The organism is Pseudomonas sp. GWSMS-1 (assembly GCF_049847425.1).
Taxonomy (GTDB): domain Bacteria; phylum Pseudomonadota; class Gammaproteobacteria; order Pseudomonadales; family Pseudomonadaceae; genus Aquipseudomonas.
In genome coordinates this window covers 2,282,247-2,299,175 of record NZ_JBMHHV010000005.1, presented here as the reverse complement: position 1 = coordinate 2,299,175, position 16,929 = coordinate 2,282,247, and the positions used below count along the sequence as shown (strand labels likewise).

Sequence of the window (16,929 nt, the reverse complement as noted above, 5' to 3'; positions counted from 1 at the left end):
GCAATCCGGGCTACTGCGTGTATTTACAGAAAGGGTTGTGCCTTGAGCGATAAAAACTACCTACTGGCCATCGACAATGGCACCCAAAGTATCCGGGCGCTGTTGTTCGATCTTCAGGGCAACCTGCTCGCCAAGGGCAAGGTGGAGCTTGAGGCCTATTACTCCAAGCAGCCTGGTTGGGCCGAGCAGGACCCCGAGTATTACTGGGCCAGCCTGGGCCAGGCCTGTGCGCAGCTGTGGCAGCAGGTGGATATCGACCGCAGCTTGATCAAGGGCGTGTCGCTGACCACCCAGCGCGGCACCCTGATCAATGTTGACGCGCAGGGCCAGCCGCTGCGCCCGGCAATGCTCTGGCTCGATCAGCGCCAGGCCAAGGTCGAAGGGCGGATCACCGGACCCTGGGGCTGGCTGTTCAAACTCGCGGGTTTGCAGGCTACGGTGGATTACTTTCGCGCCCAAGCCGAGGTCAACTGGATCGCGCAGAACCAGCCGGAAATCTGGGCCAATACCCACAAGGTGCTGCTGCTCTCGGGGTTTCTTACTCACCGGCTGTGCGGCAAGTTTGTCGATTCGCTGACCAGCTGTGTGGCCTACCTGCCGTTCGACTACAAGCGTTTGCAGTGGGCCAAGCCCGGCGACTGGAAATGGCAGGCCATGCCGGTGCGCCGCGAGCAGTTGCCGGAGCTGTGCAAGCCTGGCGAGTTGCTCGGCCATATCAACGCGGCAGCCAGCCGCCATACCGGGATTCCCGAAGGCCTGCCGCTGATTGCCGCTGGCGCCGACAAGGCCTGTGAGGTGCTTGGTGCCGGCGGTGTCGAGGCGAGCACGGCCTGTCTGTCCTATGGCACTACGGCGACCATCAACACCACGCGCAGCCAGTACCTGGAAACCATTCCGCTGATTCCGCCATACCCCTCGGCGATTCCCGATCACTTCAATACCGAGGTGATGATTTATCGCGGCTTCTGGATGGTCAGCTGGTTTAAGCAGGAATTTGGCCTGCGTGAAATGCAGCGGGCTAAGGAGCTGGGCGTTGAGCCTGAGGCGCTGTTCGATGAGCTGGTCAATAGCGTGCCCGCCGGTTCCATGGGCCTGATGCTGCAACCCTACTGGTCGCCGGGCATCCGCGAGCCGGGGCTGGAGGCCAAAGGCTCAATCATCGGTTTTGGCGACGTACACACCCGTGCGCATATCTACCGGGCGATTCTGGAAGGGCTGGCGTATGCCCTGCGTCAGGGCAAGGAGAAGATCGAGAAGCGTTCGGGTACCCGCATCACCTGCCTGCGCGTCTCAGGTGGCGGTTCGCAGAGCGATGCGGCGATGCAGCTGACGGCCGATATCTTCGGCCTACCTGCCGAGCGTCCGCATTTGTATGAAACCAGTGGTCTGGGCGCGGCGATCAATTGTGCGGTGGGTCTGGGGCTGCATCCCGATTACCCGACAGCGATCAAAGCCATGACTCGGGTCGGCCAGGTGTTTACGCCCAATCCAGAAGCGCAGCGCACCTATCAGCAGCTGTACACGCAGGTTTATCAGCGCATGTACAAGCAGCTCAAACCGCTCTACCAAACTATCCGTAAAATCACCGGTTATCCCGCGTAAAGCGGCTTAGCGGCGCGCAGGTTTGCTGCGCTGCTAAGCCATCACTGCAGTCAGGCCACATCCACCAGGATGATTTCGCTATCTTCGATAGCCGTCACCCGGATCACTTCTACATCGCTAACCGCCACGCCATCGCGGGCCTGGGCGCTGACGCCGTTGACCTCGATGCTGCCGCTGGCGGCCACCAGATAAGCCCTGCGCGCAGCGCCAATCGGGTACTCGGTGCTCTGCCCGGCTTGCAGGGTAGCGGCGACCATCCGTGCATTGGTACGGATCGACAGGGCGTCCTGGTCTTCGGCAAAGCCGCTGGCCAGGGTGACGAAGGTGCCGGCGCGCTCACCTTTGGGGAACGGCTTTGCGCCCCAGGACGGCGGCAGGCCCGACTGGTTGGGCTGAATCCAGATCTGGAAGATCTTGGTGGTGGTGTCTTCCAGGTTGTATTCGCTGTGGGCAATCCCGGTGCCGGCGCTCATTACCTGCACATCACCGGCTTCGGTACGACCATGGTTACCCAGGTTGTCCTTGTGGGTGATGGCACCTTGGCGTACATAGGTGATGATTTCCATATCGCGGTGCGGATGGGTCGGAAAGCCGGTGTGCGGCGCGATTTCATCATCGTTCCAGACCCGCAGTGGTCCCCAGCTCATGCGCGCCGGGTCATAGTATTCGGCAAAGGAAAAGTGATGACGGGCATTCAGCCAGCCATGATGGGCACCGCCGAGTTCGGCGAAGGGGCGTACTTCGATCATCTGCATATCCTCATTGAAAACACCGGCTTTCAGCCGCGGTGTTCGTGGGCAATGGATAGATGATCCAATAAATCAATACGATTAAAAATGCTTAATTGTTGAGCTTAATGATCGTTATTTTTGATGTTTTTGTAATCTCCGGTTTGCCACAACCTGGCGGATCCAGTATCAAATGGCGGTGCTGAGTATTTGTCTAGGGCGTGAAAAGGAAGCCGCTGATGCAGGAACGTAAAGCGCTGTTAATTCTGCATGGCAAGCAAGCGCTCAATGCCGAAGTGAGGGCGGCCGTGCAGGTGCGCCGCCAAGAGGGTTGGCAGCTGGATGTGCGCGTCACCTGGGAGGCCGGTGATGCGCAGCGCATGGTGCGCGAAGCGTTACAGGCGGGTTACCCGACGCTGATCGCCGGTGGTGGTGACGGCACCCTGCGTGATGTGGCCGAAGCCATGGCGCACGCTAAAACCAACGCCAGTCTGGTGTTACTGCCATTGGGCACCGCCAATGATTTTGCTCATGCCGCCGGTGTACCGCTGACGCCCATGGCCGCGCTGGCCTTGCTGGATGAGCCGGCGCAGCCGATTGATCTGGGTGAGGTCGACGGTCAGGTGTTCCTCAATATGGCCACGGGTGGTTTTGGTTCCAGTGTCACGGCCAACACCTCGGAAGAGCTTAAGCGTGTCCTGGGTGGGGCCGCTTACTTGCTGACAGGGCTGAGCCGCTTTGCTGAGGTGGAGTCGGCGTTTGGTCGCTTTTCCGGGCCGGATTTTCAGTGGCAAGGCGAATTTCTCGCCCTTGGTATTGGCAATGGCCGGCAAGCCGGCGGTGGGCATGTGTTGTGTCCGCAGGCGCGGGTGAATGATGGCCTGCTGGAGGTGTGCATTGTGCCGGCGGCAGATGATGTGGTCGGCACCCTGGGCACGCTCTTGTCGGGCGGCATCAATGGTTTACAGAGTGTGGCCGTCAGTGCGCGGCTGCCTTGGCTCGAGGTGGAGGCCCCGCAAGGCCTTGATCTCAATCTGGATGGGGAACCGGTGGTAAGTCGTCAATTACGCTTTGTGGCCCTGCCGGCTGCTTTGCGCGTGCATTTACCAGCAGGTTCGCCGCTATTGCAGGCTTAGCTTGTCCCTGATGGGCCTTTGTAAGGCTCTTGTCGCACGGGGCGCTTCGTTATCGGCCTTTAGATGGGCGGCCTGTAGCCGATACACTAGGGCATGGCCATTTGAACTAGGCTAATTCGATCAGTGAACAGGAGCGCATGATGGCCGGTATTCTCGACTCAGTGAACCAACGTACCCAGCTGGTGGGCGAGAATCGCCTGGAAATTCTGATGTTCCGTCTGGTTGGCCGGCAACTGTTTGCAATCAACGTGTTCAAGGTGCAGGAAGTCCTGCAGATGCCCAAGCTGACGCTGATGCCGCAGCGTCATCGATTTGTTTGCGGGGTGGTGAACTTGCGTGGGCAAACCCTGCCGGTGATCGATTTGTCCCAGGCCATCGGCATGCGTCCCATCGTGCCGGATGAGCGCAGCACCATTATCGTCACCGAGTACAACCGCTCGGTGCAGGCGTTTCTGGTCGGTGGGGTCGAGCGCATCCTGAACCTCAACTGGGAGTCCATTCTGCCGCCGCCGGGCGGGGCCGGTCGTCAGCATTACCTGACAGCCATCACCAAGGTCGAAGATCAGATTGTCGAGGTCATCGACGTGGAGAAGGTGCTGGCGGAAATCACCCCGATGAGCGCCAAGGTCTCCCCGGAAAAACTCGCCGACCCGCTGCTGGAACACGCTAAGGGGCGCGAAGTGCTGCTGGTGGACGACTCCACCGTTGCCATAAGTCAGCTCAAGGGCACCATGGCGCAGCTGGATATCCGCTGCCATTGCGCCAGCGATGGCCTGCGCGCCTTGAACCTGCTGAAGAGTTGGGCGGATGAGGGCATTGATGTGCACGAAAAGCTACTGATGGTGATTACCGATGCGGAAATGCCGGAGATGGATGGTTACCGCCTGACCACGGAAATCCGCAACGACCCGCGCCTGAAGAATTTGTACGTGGCGTTGCACACCTCGTTGTCCGGCAGCTTCAATGAGGCCATGGTGAAGAAGGTGGGCTGCGACAACTTCCTGTCTAAATTCCAGCCGGACAAGTTGGTGGATGTGGTGTGCGACCGCTTGGCGCTTCTGCACTCGGCTAATTAGGCCGTGTGTTTGCGTCAGACCGGGGCTATTCGCTCAGGCGCTGGCGCAGTTGCTCGATGCGCTCGCGGTTGACGTCAAAGTCTGCATAGCCCAGGCGCGACGCCGAGCGCACATCCACCGCGTCGCGCCGATCATAAACTCCACATCATCGACAAAACGCATCAGCTTGCTGCTGAACTCCGCGCGTAAATACCCAGGTGCTTCATCCACCAGAAGCGCGCGCGGCTCATTGCTGATCAGGGCTTTGAGGCGTGCCTGGGTTTGCTCAGGTGAGCCTTGCAGGGGCAGTGGTTTGATGGCGTGTTGGGCATCGCTGGCCTGGCTGTTTACGCAGTTCGGTGAGTCTGGGCAGGCGGCCAAGCGACCATTGTGGATGCCCAAGTTGTCCGGCGGACTGCCGCTGCAGGCGCTTAGCAACGTGGCAAATGACAGCACTAGCGCAGGCTTGTAGGTGCGGCGGCTTACTCGTATAAGTGCATTTTGCCAAAAGGAAGTTGGGTTCATGTTGCATCTCTCCGGGTTGTACCGCTATCCACTGAAATCAGCGATGGGCGAAGCCCTGCGCGAAACGGTGCTGGACACCTTGGGCGTGCAGGGTGACCGACGCTGGATGGTAGTCGATACGCAAACGGGGCGCTTTCTTACCCAGCGTTTGCTGGCGCAGATGACGCAGCTTCAGGCGCGTTGGCTGGGTAGCACGCAGCTGCAGCTGAGTGCGCCAGGTATGAGCGATCTACAGGTGGCGGTGCCGGACGAGCAGGCGCCGCTGCGCGCGGTGACGATTTGGCGTGACAGCCTGCAGGTGCCAGATGCTGGTGATGCGGCTGCACAGTGGCTGAGCCAGTGGTTGGGGCGTGCCTGCCGGCTGGTGCAAGTGTCAGAGCCGCGTGCGCGGCAGGTTGATACGGCTTATGCCGAGGCGGGTGACAAGGTGGCGTTTGCCGATGGCTTTCCTCTGCTGCTGATCGGCCAAGCGTCGCTGGATGACCTGTCGGCGAGGGTTGGCCGGCCGTTACCGATGCTGCGTTTTCGTCCCAACCTTGTAGTCAGTGGCAGCGCGGCTTATGCCGAGGACAGCTGGAAGCGGATTCGTATTGGCGAGCTGGATTTTCGCGTGGTCAAGGGCTGTTCACGCTGCATCATGACCACCCTCGACCCACAAACCGGCGAGCGCAGCGCAGACCGTGAGCCGCTGACCACGCTGAAAACCTACCGTGAGCGCAATGATGAGGTGTTTTTCGGGCAGAACCTGATCGCCTGCGGCGAGGGCTATTTGCAGTTGGATATGCCGGTTCAGGTGTTGGAGTAGGGCGGCAATGCACGCTCAACAGGTGCTGTTGAGCGTGCAGCATGAGCCTTTACTGGTCGAAGTAACGCTCGTGCCAGGCCACCAAGGGCTGCGGCGCGTTGAGTTTGTCGCCATAGATCACTGAGTAAGACAGCACGTTCTGCACATATTGGCGGGTTTCATCAAACGGGATGTTCTCGATCCACACGTCATACGACAGGTGATCGGCCCCGCGCAGCCACTGACGAACACGGCCTGGGCCAGCGTTGTAGGCCGCGGAGGCGAGCACGCGGTTACCGTTGAACTGGCCGTATATCTGGCTCAGATAGGCCGCGCCCAGTTGAATATTGACCTCCGGGCGGTAAGCCAGCTGCGGCGATGACAGCGGAATACCGAAGCGTTTGGCGGTTTCCTTGGCCGTGGCGGGCATCAGCTGCATCAAACCCATCGCCCCAACCCCGGACTTGGCGTCGGACATAAAGCCACTTTCCTGACGGGTGATGGCAAATACCCAGCTGGAGTGAATATCGCGGTTGCGTGCCTCGCGCACCAGTTGCTCACGGTGGGCCATTGGGAAGCGCACATCCAGGTCGTCCCAATACTGCGCTTGGCTGATGGTGCGAATGGCGGGGAAGTACCAGCCCATCTCGTAGGCCAGGCGCGCCTGGGCGACCATTTCATCGCGGCTAAACAAACGCGTGACGTTGTACCACTCGCGCCGCCCATCGGCGACCTGACCGCGGGCGTGGAACTCCAGGGCGCGACGAATCGCCGCCGAGTTACGCACTTTGTTGATGGTTTGCGGGCTCAGGGCCAGCGGCTTGTTTCTCAGCTGATAGGGCGCCTGTACTTGGTCGGCGGCCATAAAGCCATAGAAGTCACGTTCCTTGGCCAGCGACTGGTACAGCGCTTTGGGCGCCTGGCTGTTGGGCTGCGCGAGTTGCAAGGTGCGCGCCTGCCAGTAACGCCAGCGGTTGGTGTTGCCGAGCTCGGCGGGCATTCTGTGGGTTAGCTGGTTGGCTTCCTCCCAGCGGCCCAGGCGCAGCAGCAGGCGCGCGCGCCACTCACTGACGGTGTTATCACGCAGCTCTGGGTCATATTTGGCCATGACTTGCAGGGCGCGGGCATCGAACCGCTTGGCCAGGGTCAGGCCGATTTCGCGGGCGATGGCGACTTGTTCCGTGTTGGAGAACTTCATGCGCTGGGCATAGCTGTCGAGCAGTTTCAGTGCGCTTTCCGGGTCCTGGCGGGCCAGGCGGCGCAGGCCCAGGCCGACGATGTCAGCGCTGGCCGGATCGGTCTGAGTGAAGCGACTGGTTTGTTTCAGCAGCTCAGGCTTTTGCGCAACCTCCAGCAGGTTTTTGCCCTGGTTACCCAGCGTCGGCAGGCTCTTGATCAGGTGGCTGAGCAGGCCATAGTTGCGCGACTCGGCTGCCAGCTTGGCGCGCTGCCAGCGTTTCTGTTCAGTGAGCTGGCCTTCTGCAGCCCAGCGCTCGAATAGCGGGTCGCAGGCATTGGGCTGCGATTTGCCCACTAGCCAGAGTTTTTCGGCGGTGGCATTACCTTCAGCGCGCATGCCATGGCTCAGTTGGTACTGGCCATACAGGCAATCGAGTTCGGTGAAGTTCAGTGCCGGGTCGTAGTGGTTGATAAAGGTCTGCCATTCACCGCGCTCGGCCAGCCAACGCAACCAACGCAGTTTCATCCAGTTGATTTGCGGCAGGTCACCGTGTTCGGCGAGGAATTTCTCGATCTCGTCATTGCTCGCCCATTTCAGCCGCGCCGTCAGCTCGTCATAGGCCAGGTAAGGCTCCAGCGGGTAGTCGCGCAGGGCATCGGCATAACGCTGGTAAGGCTCTTTGTCACCTTTGGCCAGTGCCGCTTTGGCCTGGTCGTAATACTGGCGTTGTTGCGTCAGGGTGGCGGCCTGCGCCGCAGATAACCCGAAGGAGGACAGCAATAGGCAGGACAACAGGTTGAGCAGGGGACCGCGCATGACACTTCCAGGCAAATAGTGCGTATGGCCCTAGCTTAGTCCTTTGCCTGGGGAGGGTGAAGGCTCAAAGCGTTGCAGCGCGTAATTGCTGCGATGCGGCTTCGCTTAATGGTCGATTAGGCGTGCTAGAGCGCTTGCCGTCAGGGTTGTGTGGTGCGGCGGCGGGGGTAACCTCGGCCGCTGGCGAAATTGCCTGCTCGGCCTACGCGCTTCTCGGTTAGAATGCGCGCCCTGTTTTGCGGCTGCTTTGGGCATCTGCAGATGATTTTCTGGGTGTTTCAGGTTACCGCTGTACGTTTGATGCAACGAAGTGCGTTGCTCAGCCCCCGGTTGACCGGCTTTCACCCGTCGTTTTTTGTTGAGGCGTGCCATGACCCTGCTCAAGTTCACCGATATTTCCCTGGCCTACGGCGCAATGCCGCTATTGGACAAGGTGTCTTGGCAGATCGCCCGTGGCGAGCGGGTGTGCATCATCGGCCGCAACGGCACCGGCAAGTCGAGCATGATGAAGCTGGTCAAGGGCGACCAAAAAGCCGATGACGGTGCCGTTTGGCGCGCGCCAGGGTTGAAGATCGGTGAGTTGCCGCAAGAGCTGCCGGTAGCCGATGACCGTACGGTGTTTGATGTGGTCGCCCAGGGTTTGGACGGTGTAGGCGAACTGCTTGCGCAGTACCATCACCTGGCGCAGAACTGCGTCACCGAAGACGACCTGAATAAGCTGATGCACGTGCAGCAGGACCTTGAGGCCCGTGACGGCTGGCGCTTGCAGCAACTGGTCGACAGCACCCTGAGCCGCTTGCAGTTGCCGGCTGACAAGACTCTGGCTGAGCTCTCCGGTGGCTGGCGTCGTCGCGTGCTGCTGGCTCAGGCGCTGGTCTCCGAACCCGATTTGCTGCTGCTCGACGAGCCGACCAACCACTTGGACATCGGTGCGATTGCTTGGCTGGAAGAAGCCCTGACCGATTTCCAGGGCGCGGTGCTGTTTATTACCCACGACCGTTCCTTCTTGCAGAACCTGGCCACGCGCATCCTCGAACTGGACCGTGGCGGCCTGATCGACTGGAATGGCGACTACGCCAGCTTCCTAGTGCACAAAGAGGCCACGCTGGCCGCTGAAGAAACCGCCAACGCGTTATTTGACAAAAAATTGGCCCAGGAAGAAGTGTGGATTCGTCAGGGCATCAAGGCTCGCCGCACCCGTAACGAAGGCCGTGTGCGTGCTCTCAAGGCCCTGCGCGTTGAGCGTAGCGAGCGCCGTGAGCGTACCGGCAAGGCCAATATCATGCTGGAAACAGCAGAGAAATCCGGCAAGCAGGTGATGGTCCTGGAAAACGTCAGCTTCGCCCACCCAGGCGGACAGTTCCTGATCAAAGACTTTTCCATGGTGCTGCAGCGTGGCGACCGTATTGGCCTGCTCGGTGCCAACGGTACTGGCAAGACCACGTTGCTCAAGCTGATGCTGGGTGGCTTACAGCCCACCAGCGGTGAGGTGGCCGAAGGTACGCGCATCGATGTTGCGTATTTCGACCAATTGCGTCACCAGCTTGATCTGGAAAAGACCGTGATCGACAACGTTGCCGAAGGCCGCGACTTTATCGAAATCGACGGGCAGAACCGCCATGTGTTGAGCTACCTGGGCGACTTCCTGTTCAGCCCGCAGCGTGCGCGCACGCCGGTTAAGGCGTTGTCCGGCGGTGAGCGTGCTCGCCTGTTGCTGGCCAAGCTATTCAGCAAACCGGCCAACCTGCTGGTGCTGGACGAACCGACCAACGACCTCGATGTGGAAACCCTTGAGCTGCTCGAGGAGGTGCTACTGACCTTCCCGGGGACCGTGTTGATGGTCAGTCACGACCGGGCCTTCCTCGACAACGTCGTGACCAGCACCCTGGTCTTCGAGGGTGAAGGCAAAGTGCGTGAATACGTCGGTGGTTACCAGGACTGGCTGCGCCAGGGTGGTTCACCGCGTTTGCTCGGCGTTGGCGAAAGCAAAGCCGGTAAACCTGAACTGGCCACCGCGGTGGTTCCGGCGCCGGTTGAGGCCGCGCCTGTGGCTACAGATGCGAGCAAGAAAAAGCTCAGCTACAAATTACAGCGTGAACTGGAAGCCATTCCTGGGCAGATCGATGTGCTTGAAGCGCAGGTTGCCAGCTTGCAGGAGCAGATCGGCTCGCCGGCTTTCTATCAGCAACCAGCGGAAAAAACCGCTGAAGTACTGGCTAAGTTGCAGGCTGTGCAGCACGAGTTGGAACAATTGGTTGAGCGTTGGGCCGAGCTGGAAGGCTAATCCCGCGCTCTAGTAAATAAGTAGCGCGCTCAAATAGCATTCGGGCTTCTGGCGGAGACAGTCGATGGCCATCGAGTACAGCATTACTCTCGACGACGATCACCAGTTCAGTTATAGGATTGAGCTGGACCGGGTGTATGCAGCAGAGGCTGCGCAAAGTGCGCCAGCCTGGACGCGTCTGGAATATCAGCAGTGCAGTAATTGTCCGCTGAGCAAGGACAATTTCAGCCATTGCCCCGCAGCGGTTGATTTGCACCGGGTGATTGAGGATTTCCACGGCCTTCCGGCGTTCAAGAAGGCTGCTGTTTGGGTGCGTACGCCGGAGCGTGAGTACAACAAACAGGTTGGCTTGGACGAAGGGTTGCGCGCGCTGCTTGGGGTGATCATGGCAACCAGTGCTTGCCCGTTGCTGGGCAAGCTAAAGCCCATGGCACAGCAACATTTGCCGTTCGCCAATAACCAGGAATTCATTCTGCGGGCTGTGTCGCTCTACCTCACTCAGCAGTATTTCAACCTGCGCGAGGGGCATGCCGCTGACTGGCAACTGAAGGGGTTGGTAGAGACTTTCCAGCAATTGCAGCTGGTTAATCAGGCGTTCTGGCAGCGCATTCATGCAACGTGTGACGGTGACTCGAACCTCAAGGCGTTTTTGACGTTCTTTTCTATGGCCTCAAGCATGACCTATTCGCTGGAGACTCAGTTGCAGAAAATCCGCCCATTGGTCATGGGGGCGCGCGACGCTAACGAATAACGCAGCGCGGTTAGCGTTGCGTTATTCGTGCGCGGAGTTTATTCGGCTTTCTTCAGCCGCACTGCCAGGACGTCACAGGGGGCGCCGTGCAGGACATCGTTAGCGGTCGAGCCAAGTAGCAGGGCTAGGCCGTGGCGGCCGTGGCTGCCGACGATGATCAGGTCGCACTGCTGTTCTTCGGCGAGGCGATGGATTTCCTGGCGCGGCTGACCATAAGCCAGGTGGCGATGTTCGGCGCTAAGAGCGGGGTACTTGTCGGCAAATTTATCCAGACGCTCGCGTGCTTGGTCGAACTGCTGTTGTTGCAGCATCGACAAGTCCATCGGCACGTCGCCGCCAAAGGCCATGGCCATGGGCTCGACGATATGCACCACGGATAATTTGGCGCCGCTGCTGGCTGCTAATTTCTGCGCTCGGTGCATAACCGGGTCGCATTCCTCGGTAAGGTCGACAGCGACCAGAATGTGCAGATAGGGCATGGATAGCTCCTTACATGTGGTTCGATGGTTTAAGTATGGCCTTATTGAATGCATATAACAGGCTTTTGCCTGTGAGAGAACGATATGAGTCCTTGGTTTCTGGTTTTACTGCTGGCGGTCATGTTAAGCCCTTTGGCATGGCTGGCTCCGTCACGCCGTCAGCGTGGGCAGATGGATGTGCGCCTGCAGGCTCGGCGTATGGGCGTGGCCATGCAGTTGTCGCCGCAGGAGTGGCCGTACTGGTTGTTGCGTGAGCCACCGGGGTCGTGCCCGCAATATCACCAGGCACGCCGGCGCGGTCAGGTCGATCGCTGGTGCTACTGGCAACTGGAGCCTGGGCAGTGGGTCAATAAATGGCGCGAGCCCTGCGCCGATGAGGTCTTGTTGACCGAGTTGCAGGCATTGCCGGCGGATGCGTTCAAGGTTGAAGCGACTGATCAGATGCTCTCGATATGCTGGGGCGAGCGGGGCGCTGGCGCGGCACTGGAAAAGGTTGTTGGCTTTCTCAAAGCCAGAGCCTGAGTCTAACAAGGGCCTTTGCAAGCACCGCGCTTGCCTGTGACCAGGCAAGCCGCTGGAGCGAGTGCTGAGTGCGCCCGACGCGATCAGAGATCGGTGGCTGCGTACTGGGTGGAAATCTGTTCGATGCCCTGAATAATGGTGTTGGAATACTTGCTGACCAGGAAGGGCACGCTGTTTTCGTTGTAGTTAATCAACGATTTTTCAATGTAGCGCCACTTGGTCGCGACCTCGCCCCAGGACTGCTTGAGTTGCGGGGTGTTTTGCGGGGCTTTCTGCAGTGTCGCCATCTTGCTGGCGAACTCGCTGACCATGTCCTCAATCGGCCGTGCATCACCGCCGCCCATAAAGGTCGCGCCCACCGAGGCGCTGCGTGAGGCGTAATCCACAGCGATGCCTTGCATCAGCAGGCTTTGCTCGCGGCTATGCTGGGTCAGTGTGGGTACGCTGTAGCTGCCTTCTTGCTGAATCTTGCTGTAAAGCTCCTGGCTTAGGCTCATGAGCTGTTGGTTGCGCGCGGCCAGGTCGGCCACCGGCTGCAAATCTGTATAGCCCTGGGTTTTTAGTGCATTAATCAGGTTGTTGAGATCGCTCTGGTAGCCTTTCCATTGCTGGTCCAGTTGTGAGCGTAGGGCGTTCGAGCCCTCGCCAGGCATGTCTCTCAGCGCGCTTAGCTGGGTGTTCACCTCGCTGAGCGACTCATTGATCATTCGCGCATAGCGTTGATCGCCTTCCATACCGTTAAACATATAAAAATCGCCCAGCGTTTTTTGCGCGGCAAGGCGTAGCTGGTGCAGGTTACGTAGGCTGGTGGCGGTTTCAGCAGCTTGGCTTGCGGCGCTGAACAGGGGGAGTGTGATTGCCAGTAGGGTGCTCAAAGCAATGGCAAGCGTGCGCCTCGACATAAGGAAACTCCGTGCGCCCTTGGTCGGGCTTTAATTGTTTTTGTTTTAGTTACGGGTGTCATAAACACGGCCGTATTGAAACGACTGTACCTGTAGCTAAAATATTTTACTAGGTCGTCGCTGGTGCGCTTTTTTGCGTGGTTTGCTCGATAAGTAGCGCTATATCGCAGCGAATAGCTGCTTTTTCGAGGCGAAGCTATCGGGGCGCCTGTGCGCGTTTGAGCGTAACTTTTTGTACGTTATTGCCGCCGTTACGGGCCAATTGACAAGTCATGGCTTTTCCTTGAAGGTGTGCACACCCAAATCAAACGGGCGTATGAATTGAGCGTTTGCTTACTTAATCCATCGCCTTTACAACCCGAATATCGCGTCGGTGGGTGTGCCAGGCTGATTGGGGTTACTCTGATGCGGTCATGCCGTGGAGTAACTTGCTGGTTGGCTCCGATGTGTACTGTTCAGCTTCCATACCGTGGAGATCAGTTGATGATTTACGAAGGTAAAGCCATCACGGTTAAGGCTCTTGAGAGCGGCATCGTCGAATTGAAATTCGACCTCAAGGGTGAATCCGTCAACAAATTCAACCGTCTTACCCTCAATGAGCTGCGTCAATCCGTTGATGCGATTAAGGCTGATGGTTCGATCAAAGGCGTGATTGTCACCAGTGGCAAAGACGTATTTATCGTCGGCGCCGACATCACCGAGTTCGTCGACAACTTCAAGTTGCCGGACGAAGAGCTGGTGGCTGGCAACCTCGAAGCCAACAAGATCTTCAGTGATTTTGAAGACCTCAATGTTCCGACTGTGGTCGCGATCAATGGCATCGCCTTGGGCGGTGGTTTTGAAATGTGCCTGGCTGCGGATTATCGCGTCATGGCCGAAAGCGCCAAAGTGGGTCTGCCAGAAGTCAAACTGGGCATCTACCCAGGTTTCGGCGGTACTGTGCGTCTGCCACGTGTTATCGGTGCCGATAACGCTGTTGAGTGGATTGCCAGCGGTAAAGAGAACAAAGCCGCTGATGCCCTGAAAATGGGTGCAGTGGATGCCGTGGTTGCTGCTGACAAGCTGCAAGCCGCTGCACTTGACCTGATTTCGCGCGCCATCTCTGGCGAGTTGGACTACAAGGCCAAGCGTCAGCCGAAGCTGGAAAAGCTCAAGCTCAACGCGATCGAGCAAATGATGTGCTTTGAAACCGCCAAAGGTTTCGTGGCCGGACAGGCTGGCCCGAACTACCCAGCGCCAGTTGAAGCCATCAAGACCATCCAGAAAGCGGCCAACATGGGGCGCGATAAGGCCTTGGAAGTTGAAGCTGCCGGCTTCGTTAAACTGGCTAAAACGCCAGTGGCTGCCAGCTTGATCGGCCTGTTCCTGAATGATCAGGATCTTAAGAAAAAAGCCAAACAGCACGACGAAATCGCTAAAGACGTGAAGCTGGCTGCCGTGCTCGGTGCTGGCATCATGGGTGGCGGTATTGCCTACCAGTCCGCGTCCAAGGGCACTCCGATCCTGATGAAGGATATCCGTGAAGAGGGTATCCAGATGGGCTTGGCCGAGGCGTCCAAGCTGCTCGGTGGTCGTGTTGCTAAAGGTCGTATGACCCCGGCGAAGATGGCTGAAGCCCTCACCGCCATTCGTCCGACCATGTCCTATGGCGATTTCGGCGCTGTCGACATTGTTGTCGAAGCGGTCGTCGAAAACCCTAAGGTCAAGCAGATCGTGCTGGCTGAAGTGGAAGGCATGGTACGCGAGGATGCAATCCTGGCGTCGAATACCTCGACTATCTCCATCAGCTTGCTGGCCAAGGCGCTCAAGCGTCCGGAAAACTTCGTCGGCATGCACTTCTTCAACCCTGTGCACATGATGCCGCTGGTTGAAGTTATTCGTGGCGAGAAATCCAGCGACGTAGCTGTGGCTACAACCGTCGCTTACGCCAAGAAAATGGGCAAGACCCCGGTTGTGGTCAATGACTGCCCAGGCTTCCTGGTCAACCGCGTGCTGTTCCCCTACTTCGGTGGTTTCGCCAAGCTGGTCAGCGCGGGCGTCGACTTTGTGCGCATCGATAAGGTGATGGAGAAGTTCGGCTGGCCAATGGGCCCGGCGTACCTGATGGACGTGGTCGGCATCGACACCGGTCATCACGGTCGCGACGTAATGGCCGAAGGCTTCCCAGACCGCATGAAAGACGATCGTCGCTCGGCAGTCGATGCACTGTACGAAGCTGATCGCCTGGGTCAGAAGAACGGTAAAGGCTTCTACGCCTACGAGCTGGATAAGCGCGGCAAGCAGAAGAAAGTTGCTGACCCGGCTGTTCTCGAAGTGCTCAAGCCCATCATCTTTGAGCAGCGTGAAGTAACCGACGAAGACATCATCAACTGGATGATGATCCCGTTGTGCATGGAAACTGTTCGTTGCCTGGAAGATGGCATCGTCGAGACCGCTGCCGAGGCCGATATGGGGCTTGTTTACGGCATCGGCTTCCCGCCCTTCCGCGGTGGTGCGCTTCGTTACATCGATACCGTCGGTGTGGCTGAGTTCGTTGCCCTGGCCGACAAATATGCCGAGCTGGGCGCGCTGTACACCCCGACCGCCAAGCTTCGCGAAATGGCCGCTAAGGGCCAGAAGTTTTTCGGTTAATCGCGGACAGACTAGAGCGAGAGTAAATTTATGAGCCTGAATCCTAGAGATGCAGTCATTGTCGACTTCGGTCGTACCCCAATGGGTCGTTCCAAGGGCGGCATGCATCGCAATACCCGTGCCGAGACTATGTCGGCCAACCTGATCAGTGGCGTGCTGGCACGTAACACCAAGGTCGATCCGTCTGAAGTGGAAGACGTAATCTGGGGCTGCGTTAACCAGACCCTGGAGCAGGGCTGGAACATCGCACGCATGGCGTCGCTGATGACCCAGATCCCTCACACCGCTGCTGGCCAGACTGTGAGCCGCCTGTGCGGTTCGTCCATGAGCGCGCTGCACACTGCTGTGCAGGCGATCCAAACCGGTAACGGCGATGTGTTCGTTGTCGGCGGTGTGGAGCACATGGGCCACGTTGGCATGATGCACGGCGTTGATCCAAACCCGCACTTGTCGCTGTATGCGGCCAAAGCCTCGGGCATGATGGGTCTGACGGCTGAAATGCTCGGCAAAATGCATGGCATTAGCCGTGAGCAGCAAGATGCATTCGGTGAGCGTTCGCACCGTCTGGCTCAGAAAGCTACCGTTGAAGGCAAGTTCAAGGATGAAATCATCCCGATGCAAGGCTACGACGAGAATGGCTTCCTGAAGGTCTTCGACTACGACGAAACCATTCGTCCGGAAACCACCCTGGCAAGCCTGGCTGCACTGAAGCCAGCGTTCAACCCGAAGGGCGGCACCGTGACTGCAGGTACGTCCTCGCAGATCACTGACGGCGCTTCCTGCATGATCGTCATGAGTGCTCAGCGCGCTCAGGACCTCGGCATCCAGCCAATGGCAGTGGTTCGTGCCATGGCAGTTGCCGGTGTTGATCCAGCGATCATGGGTTACGGTCCAGTACCGTCGACTCATAAAGCCCTTAAGCGTGCGGGTCTGACCATCAATGACATCGACTTCTTCGAGCTCAACGAAGCCTTCGCTGCCCAGGCCCTGCCTGTGCTGAAGGACTTGAAAGTGCTCGATAAGATGGAAGAGAAGGTCAACCTGCACGGCGGCGCAATCGCTCTGGGTCACCCGTTCGGTTGTTCCGGTGCGCGTATCTCCGGTACCCTGCTCAACGTGATGAAGCAGAATGGCGGCACCTTCGGTGTGTCGACCATGTGCGTAGGTCTCGGCCAAGGCATCACCACCGTCTTCGAACGCATCTAAGTTGTAGTCGATGTAGAAGGTGGAAAACCGGGGCCAAGTGCCCCGGTTTTTGTTTTTAGTAGAAAATCTTTAAGGAATTCATCCATGCAGTTACAGCCTGGCCTCTATCGTCACTACAAAGGCCCGGAATACCGGGTATTTGGCGTGGCGCAGCATTCTGAAACGCAGCAGCTGGAGGTGGTCTATCAGGCGCTGTACGGCGAGTTTGGCCTTTGGGTGAGACCGCTTGAGATGTTCTGTGAGAGCGTTGAGGTGGACGGCGAGACGGTTCCACGCTTTGCTTTGATTCAGGCTGAAACAGCATTGTTTACTCGGCCTTGAGCTGACA

15 protein-coding genes and 1 pseudogene are annotated in these 16,929 nt (G+C 58.5%); 10 read left to right on the top strand and 6 right to left on the bottom strand.

The genetic code is table 11. From position 1 onward, the window contains the following. Positions 1 to 42 precede the first annotated feature (42 nt). On the top strand, positions 43 to 1,602 hold the full coding sequence (locus ACEPAJ_RS14430; RefSeq protein WP_425915602.1) for an FGGY-family carbohydrate kinase: 1,560 nt from the start codon (positions 43 to 45) through the stop codon (positions 1,600 to 1,602). Between the two features lie 50 nt (positions 1,603 to 1,652). Here the strand turns inward: ACEPAJ_RS14430 and ACEPAJ_RS14425 are convergent, their stop codons facing one another. Continuing rightward, positions 1,653 to 2,351, bottom strand: a complete 699-nt coding sequence (locus ACEPAJ_RS14425) for a pirin family protein (protein ID WP_425915600.1) — start codon at positions 2,349 to 2,351, stop codon at positions 1,653 to 1,655. Between the two features lie 218 nt (positions 2,352 to 2,569). Here ACEPAJ_RS14425 and yegS point away from each other — a divergent pair, with 218 nt between their 5' ends. Further along, entirely contained in the window at positions 2,570 to 3,466 is an 897-nt protein-coding gene (yegS, locus tag ACEPAJ_RS14420) for a lipid kinase YegS (RefSeq protein ID WP_425915598.1), read from the top strand. A gap of 140 nt (positions 3,467 to 3,606) precedes the next feature. Then, positions 3,607 to 4,542, top strand: coding sequence for a chemotaxis protein CheV (locus tag ACEPAJ_RS14415; RefSeq protein ID WP_425915596.1), 936 nt, complete (start codon positions 3,607 to 3,609; stop codon positions 4,540 to 4,542). 25 nt (positions 4,543 to 4,567) lie between these two features. On the opposite strand, the gene ACEPAJ_RS14410 is transcribed toward ACEPAJ_RS14415, so the two are convergent. Both ACEPAJ_RS14410 and ACEPAJ_RS14405 read right to left on the bottom strand, forming a co-directional pair. Next, positions 4,568 to 4,654 (bottom strand): DUF1499 domain-containing protein, encoded by an 87-nt coding sequence (locus tag ACEPAJ_RS14410; RefSeq protein ID WP_425918049.1) that lies wholly within the window; start codon positions 4,652 to 4,654, stop codon positions 4,568 to 4,570. A 29-nt stretch (positions 4,655 to 4,683) separates the two neighbouring features. After that, positions 4,684 to 5,046: pseudogene (locus ACEPAJ_RS14405) on the bottom strand (DUF1499 domain-containing protein); the annotation flags it as partial. Here ACEPAJ_RS14405 and ACEPAJ_RS14400 point away from each other — a divergent pair. Further along, positions 5,045 to 5,851, top strand: a complete 807-nt coding sequence (locus ACEPAJ_RS14400) for an MOSC domain-containing protein (RefSeq protein WP_425915594.1) — start codon at positions 5,045 to 5,047, stop codon at positions 5,849 to 5,851. The pseudogene ACEPAJ_RS14405 and the gene ACEPAJ_RS14400 overlap by 2 nt on opposite strands. A 49-nt stretch (positions 5,852 to 5,900) precedes the next feature. Here the strand turns inward: ACEPAJ_RS14400 and ACEPAJ_RS14395 are convergent, their stop codons facing one another. Continuing rightward, positions 5,901 to 7,826, bottom strand: coding sequence for a transglycosylase SLT domain-containing protein (locus tag ACEPAJ_RS14395; protein ID WP_425915592.1), 1,926 nt, complete (start codon positions 7,824 to 7,826; stop codon positions 5,901 to 5,903). Between the two features lie 370 nt (positions 7,827 to 8,196). Between ACEPAJ_RS14395 and ACEPAJ_RS14390 the strand changes: the two genes are divergently transcribed. Beyond that, positions 8,197 to 10,110 carry an ATP-binding cassette domain-containing protein gene (locus tag ACEPAJ_RS14390; protein WP_425915590.1) on the top strand — a complete coding sequence of 638 codons (1,914 nt, stop codon included), beginning with the start codon at positions 8,197 to 8,199 and terminating at the stop codon, positions 10,108 to 10,110. Between the two features lie 64 nt (positions 10,111 to 10,174). Then, positions 10,175 to 10,861, top strand: coding sequence for a DUF6901 family protein (locus ACEPAJ_RS14385; RefSeq protein WP_425915588.1), 687 nt, complete (start codon positions 10,175 to 10,177; stop codon positions 10,859 to 10,861). A gap of 38 nt (positions 10,862 to 10,899) precedes the next feature. On the opposite strand, the gene ACEPAJ_RS14380 is transcribed toward ACEPAJ_RS14385, so the two are convergent. Beyond that, entirely contained in the window at positions 10,900 to 11,340 is a 441-nt protein-coding gene (locus tag ACEPAJ_RS14380; protein ID WP_425915586.1) for a universal stress protein, read from the bottom strand. Between the two features lie 84 nt (positions 11,341 to 11,424). Between ACEPAJ_RS14380 and ACEPAJ_RS14375 the strand changes: the two genes are divergently transcribed. Continuing rightward, positions 11,425 to 11,862 (top strand): hypothetical protein, encoded by a 438-nt coding sequence (locus tag ACEPAJ_RS14375; RefSeq protein ID WP_425915584.1) that lies wholly within the window; start codon positions 11,425 to 11,427, stop codon positions 11,860 to 11,862. A gap of 83 nt (positions 11,863 to 11,945) precedes the next feature. Here ACEPAJ_RS14375 and ACEPAJ_RS14370 read toward each other — a convergent pair whose 3' ends face one another. Beyond that, positions 11,946 to 12,764: a hypothetical protein gene (locus ACEPAJ_RS14370; RefSeq protein WP_425915582.1), complete on the bottom strand. Its 819-nt coding sequence runs from the start codon at positions 12,762 to 12,764 to the stop codon at positions 11,946 to 11,948. A gap of 483 nt (positions 12,765 to 13,247) precedes the next feature. Between ACEPAJ_RS14370 and fadB the strand changes: the two genes are divergently transcribed. The 3 genes from fadB to ACEPAJ_RS14355 all read left to right on the top strand — a co-directional run bounded on the left by fadB (position 13,248) and on the right by ACEPAJ_RS14355 (position 16,922). Beyond that, positions 13,248 to 15,395, top strand: a complete 2,148-nt coding sequence (gene fadB, locus ACEPAJ_RS14365) for a fatty acid oxidation complex subunit alpha FadB (RefSeq protein ID WP_274088626.1) — start codon at positions 13,248 to 13,250, stop codon at positions 15,393 to 15,395. 30 nt (positions 15,396 to 15,425) lie between these two features. Further along, a complete protein-coding gene (gene fadA, locus ACEPAJ_RS14360; RefSeq protein WP_274088625.1) occupies positions 15,426 to 16,601 on the top strand; it encodes an acetyl-CoA C-acyltransferase FadA in 1,176 nt (391 codons plus the stop codon). 84 nt (positions 16,602 to 16,685) lie between these two features. After that, positions 16,686 to 16,922 (top strand): DUF1653 domain-containing protein, encoded by a 237-nt coding sequence (locus tag ACEPAJ_RS14355; protein ID WP_425915579.1) that lies wholly within the window; start codon positions 16,686 to 16,688, stop codon positions 16,920 to 16,922. Positions 16,923 to 16,929 lie beyond the last annotated feature (7 nt).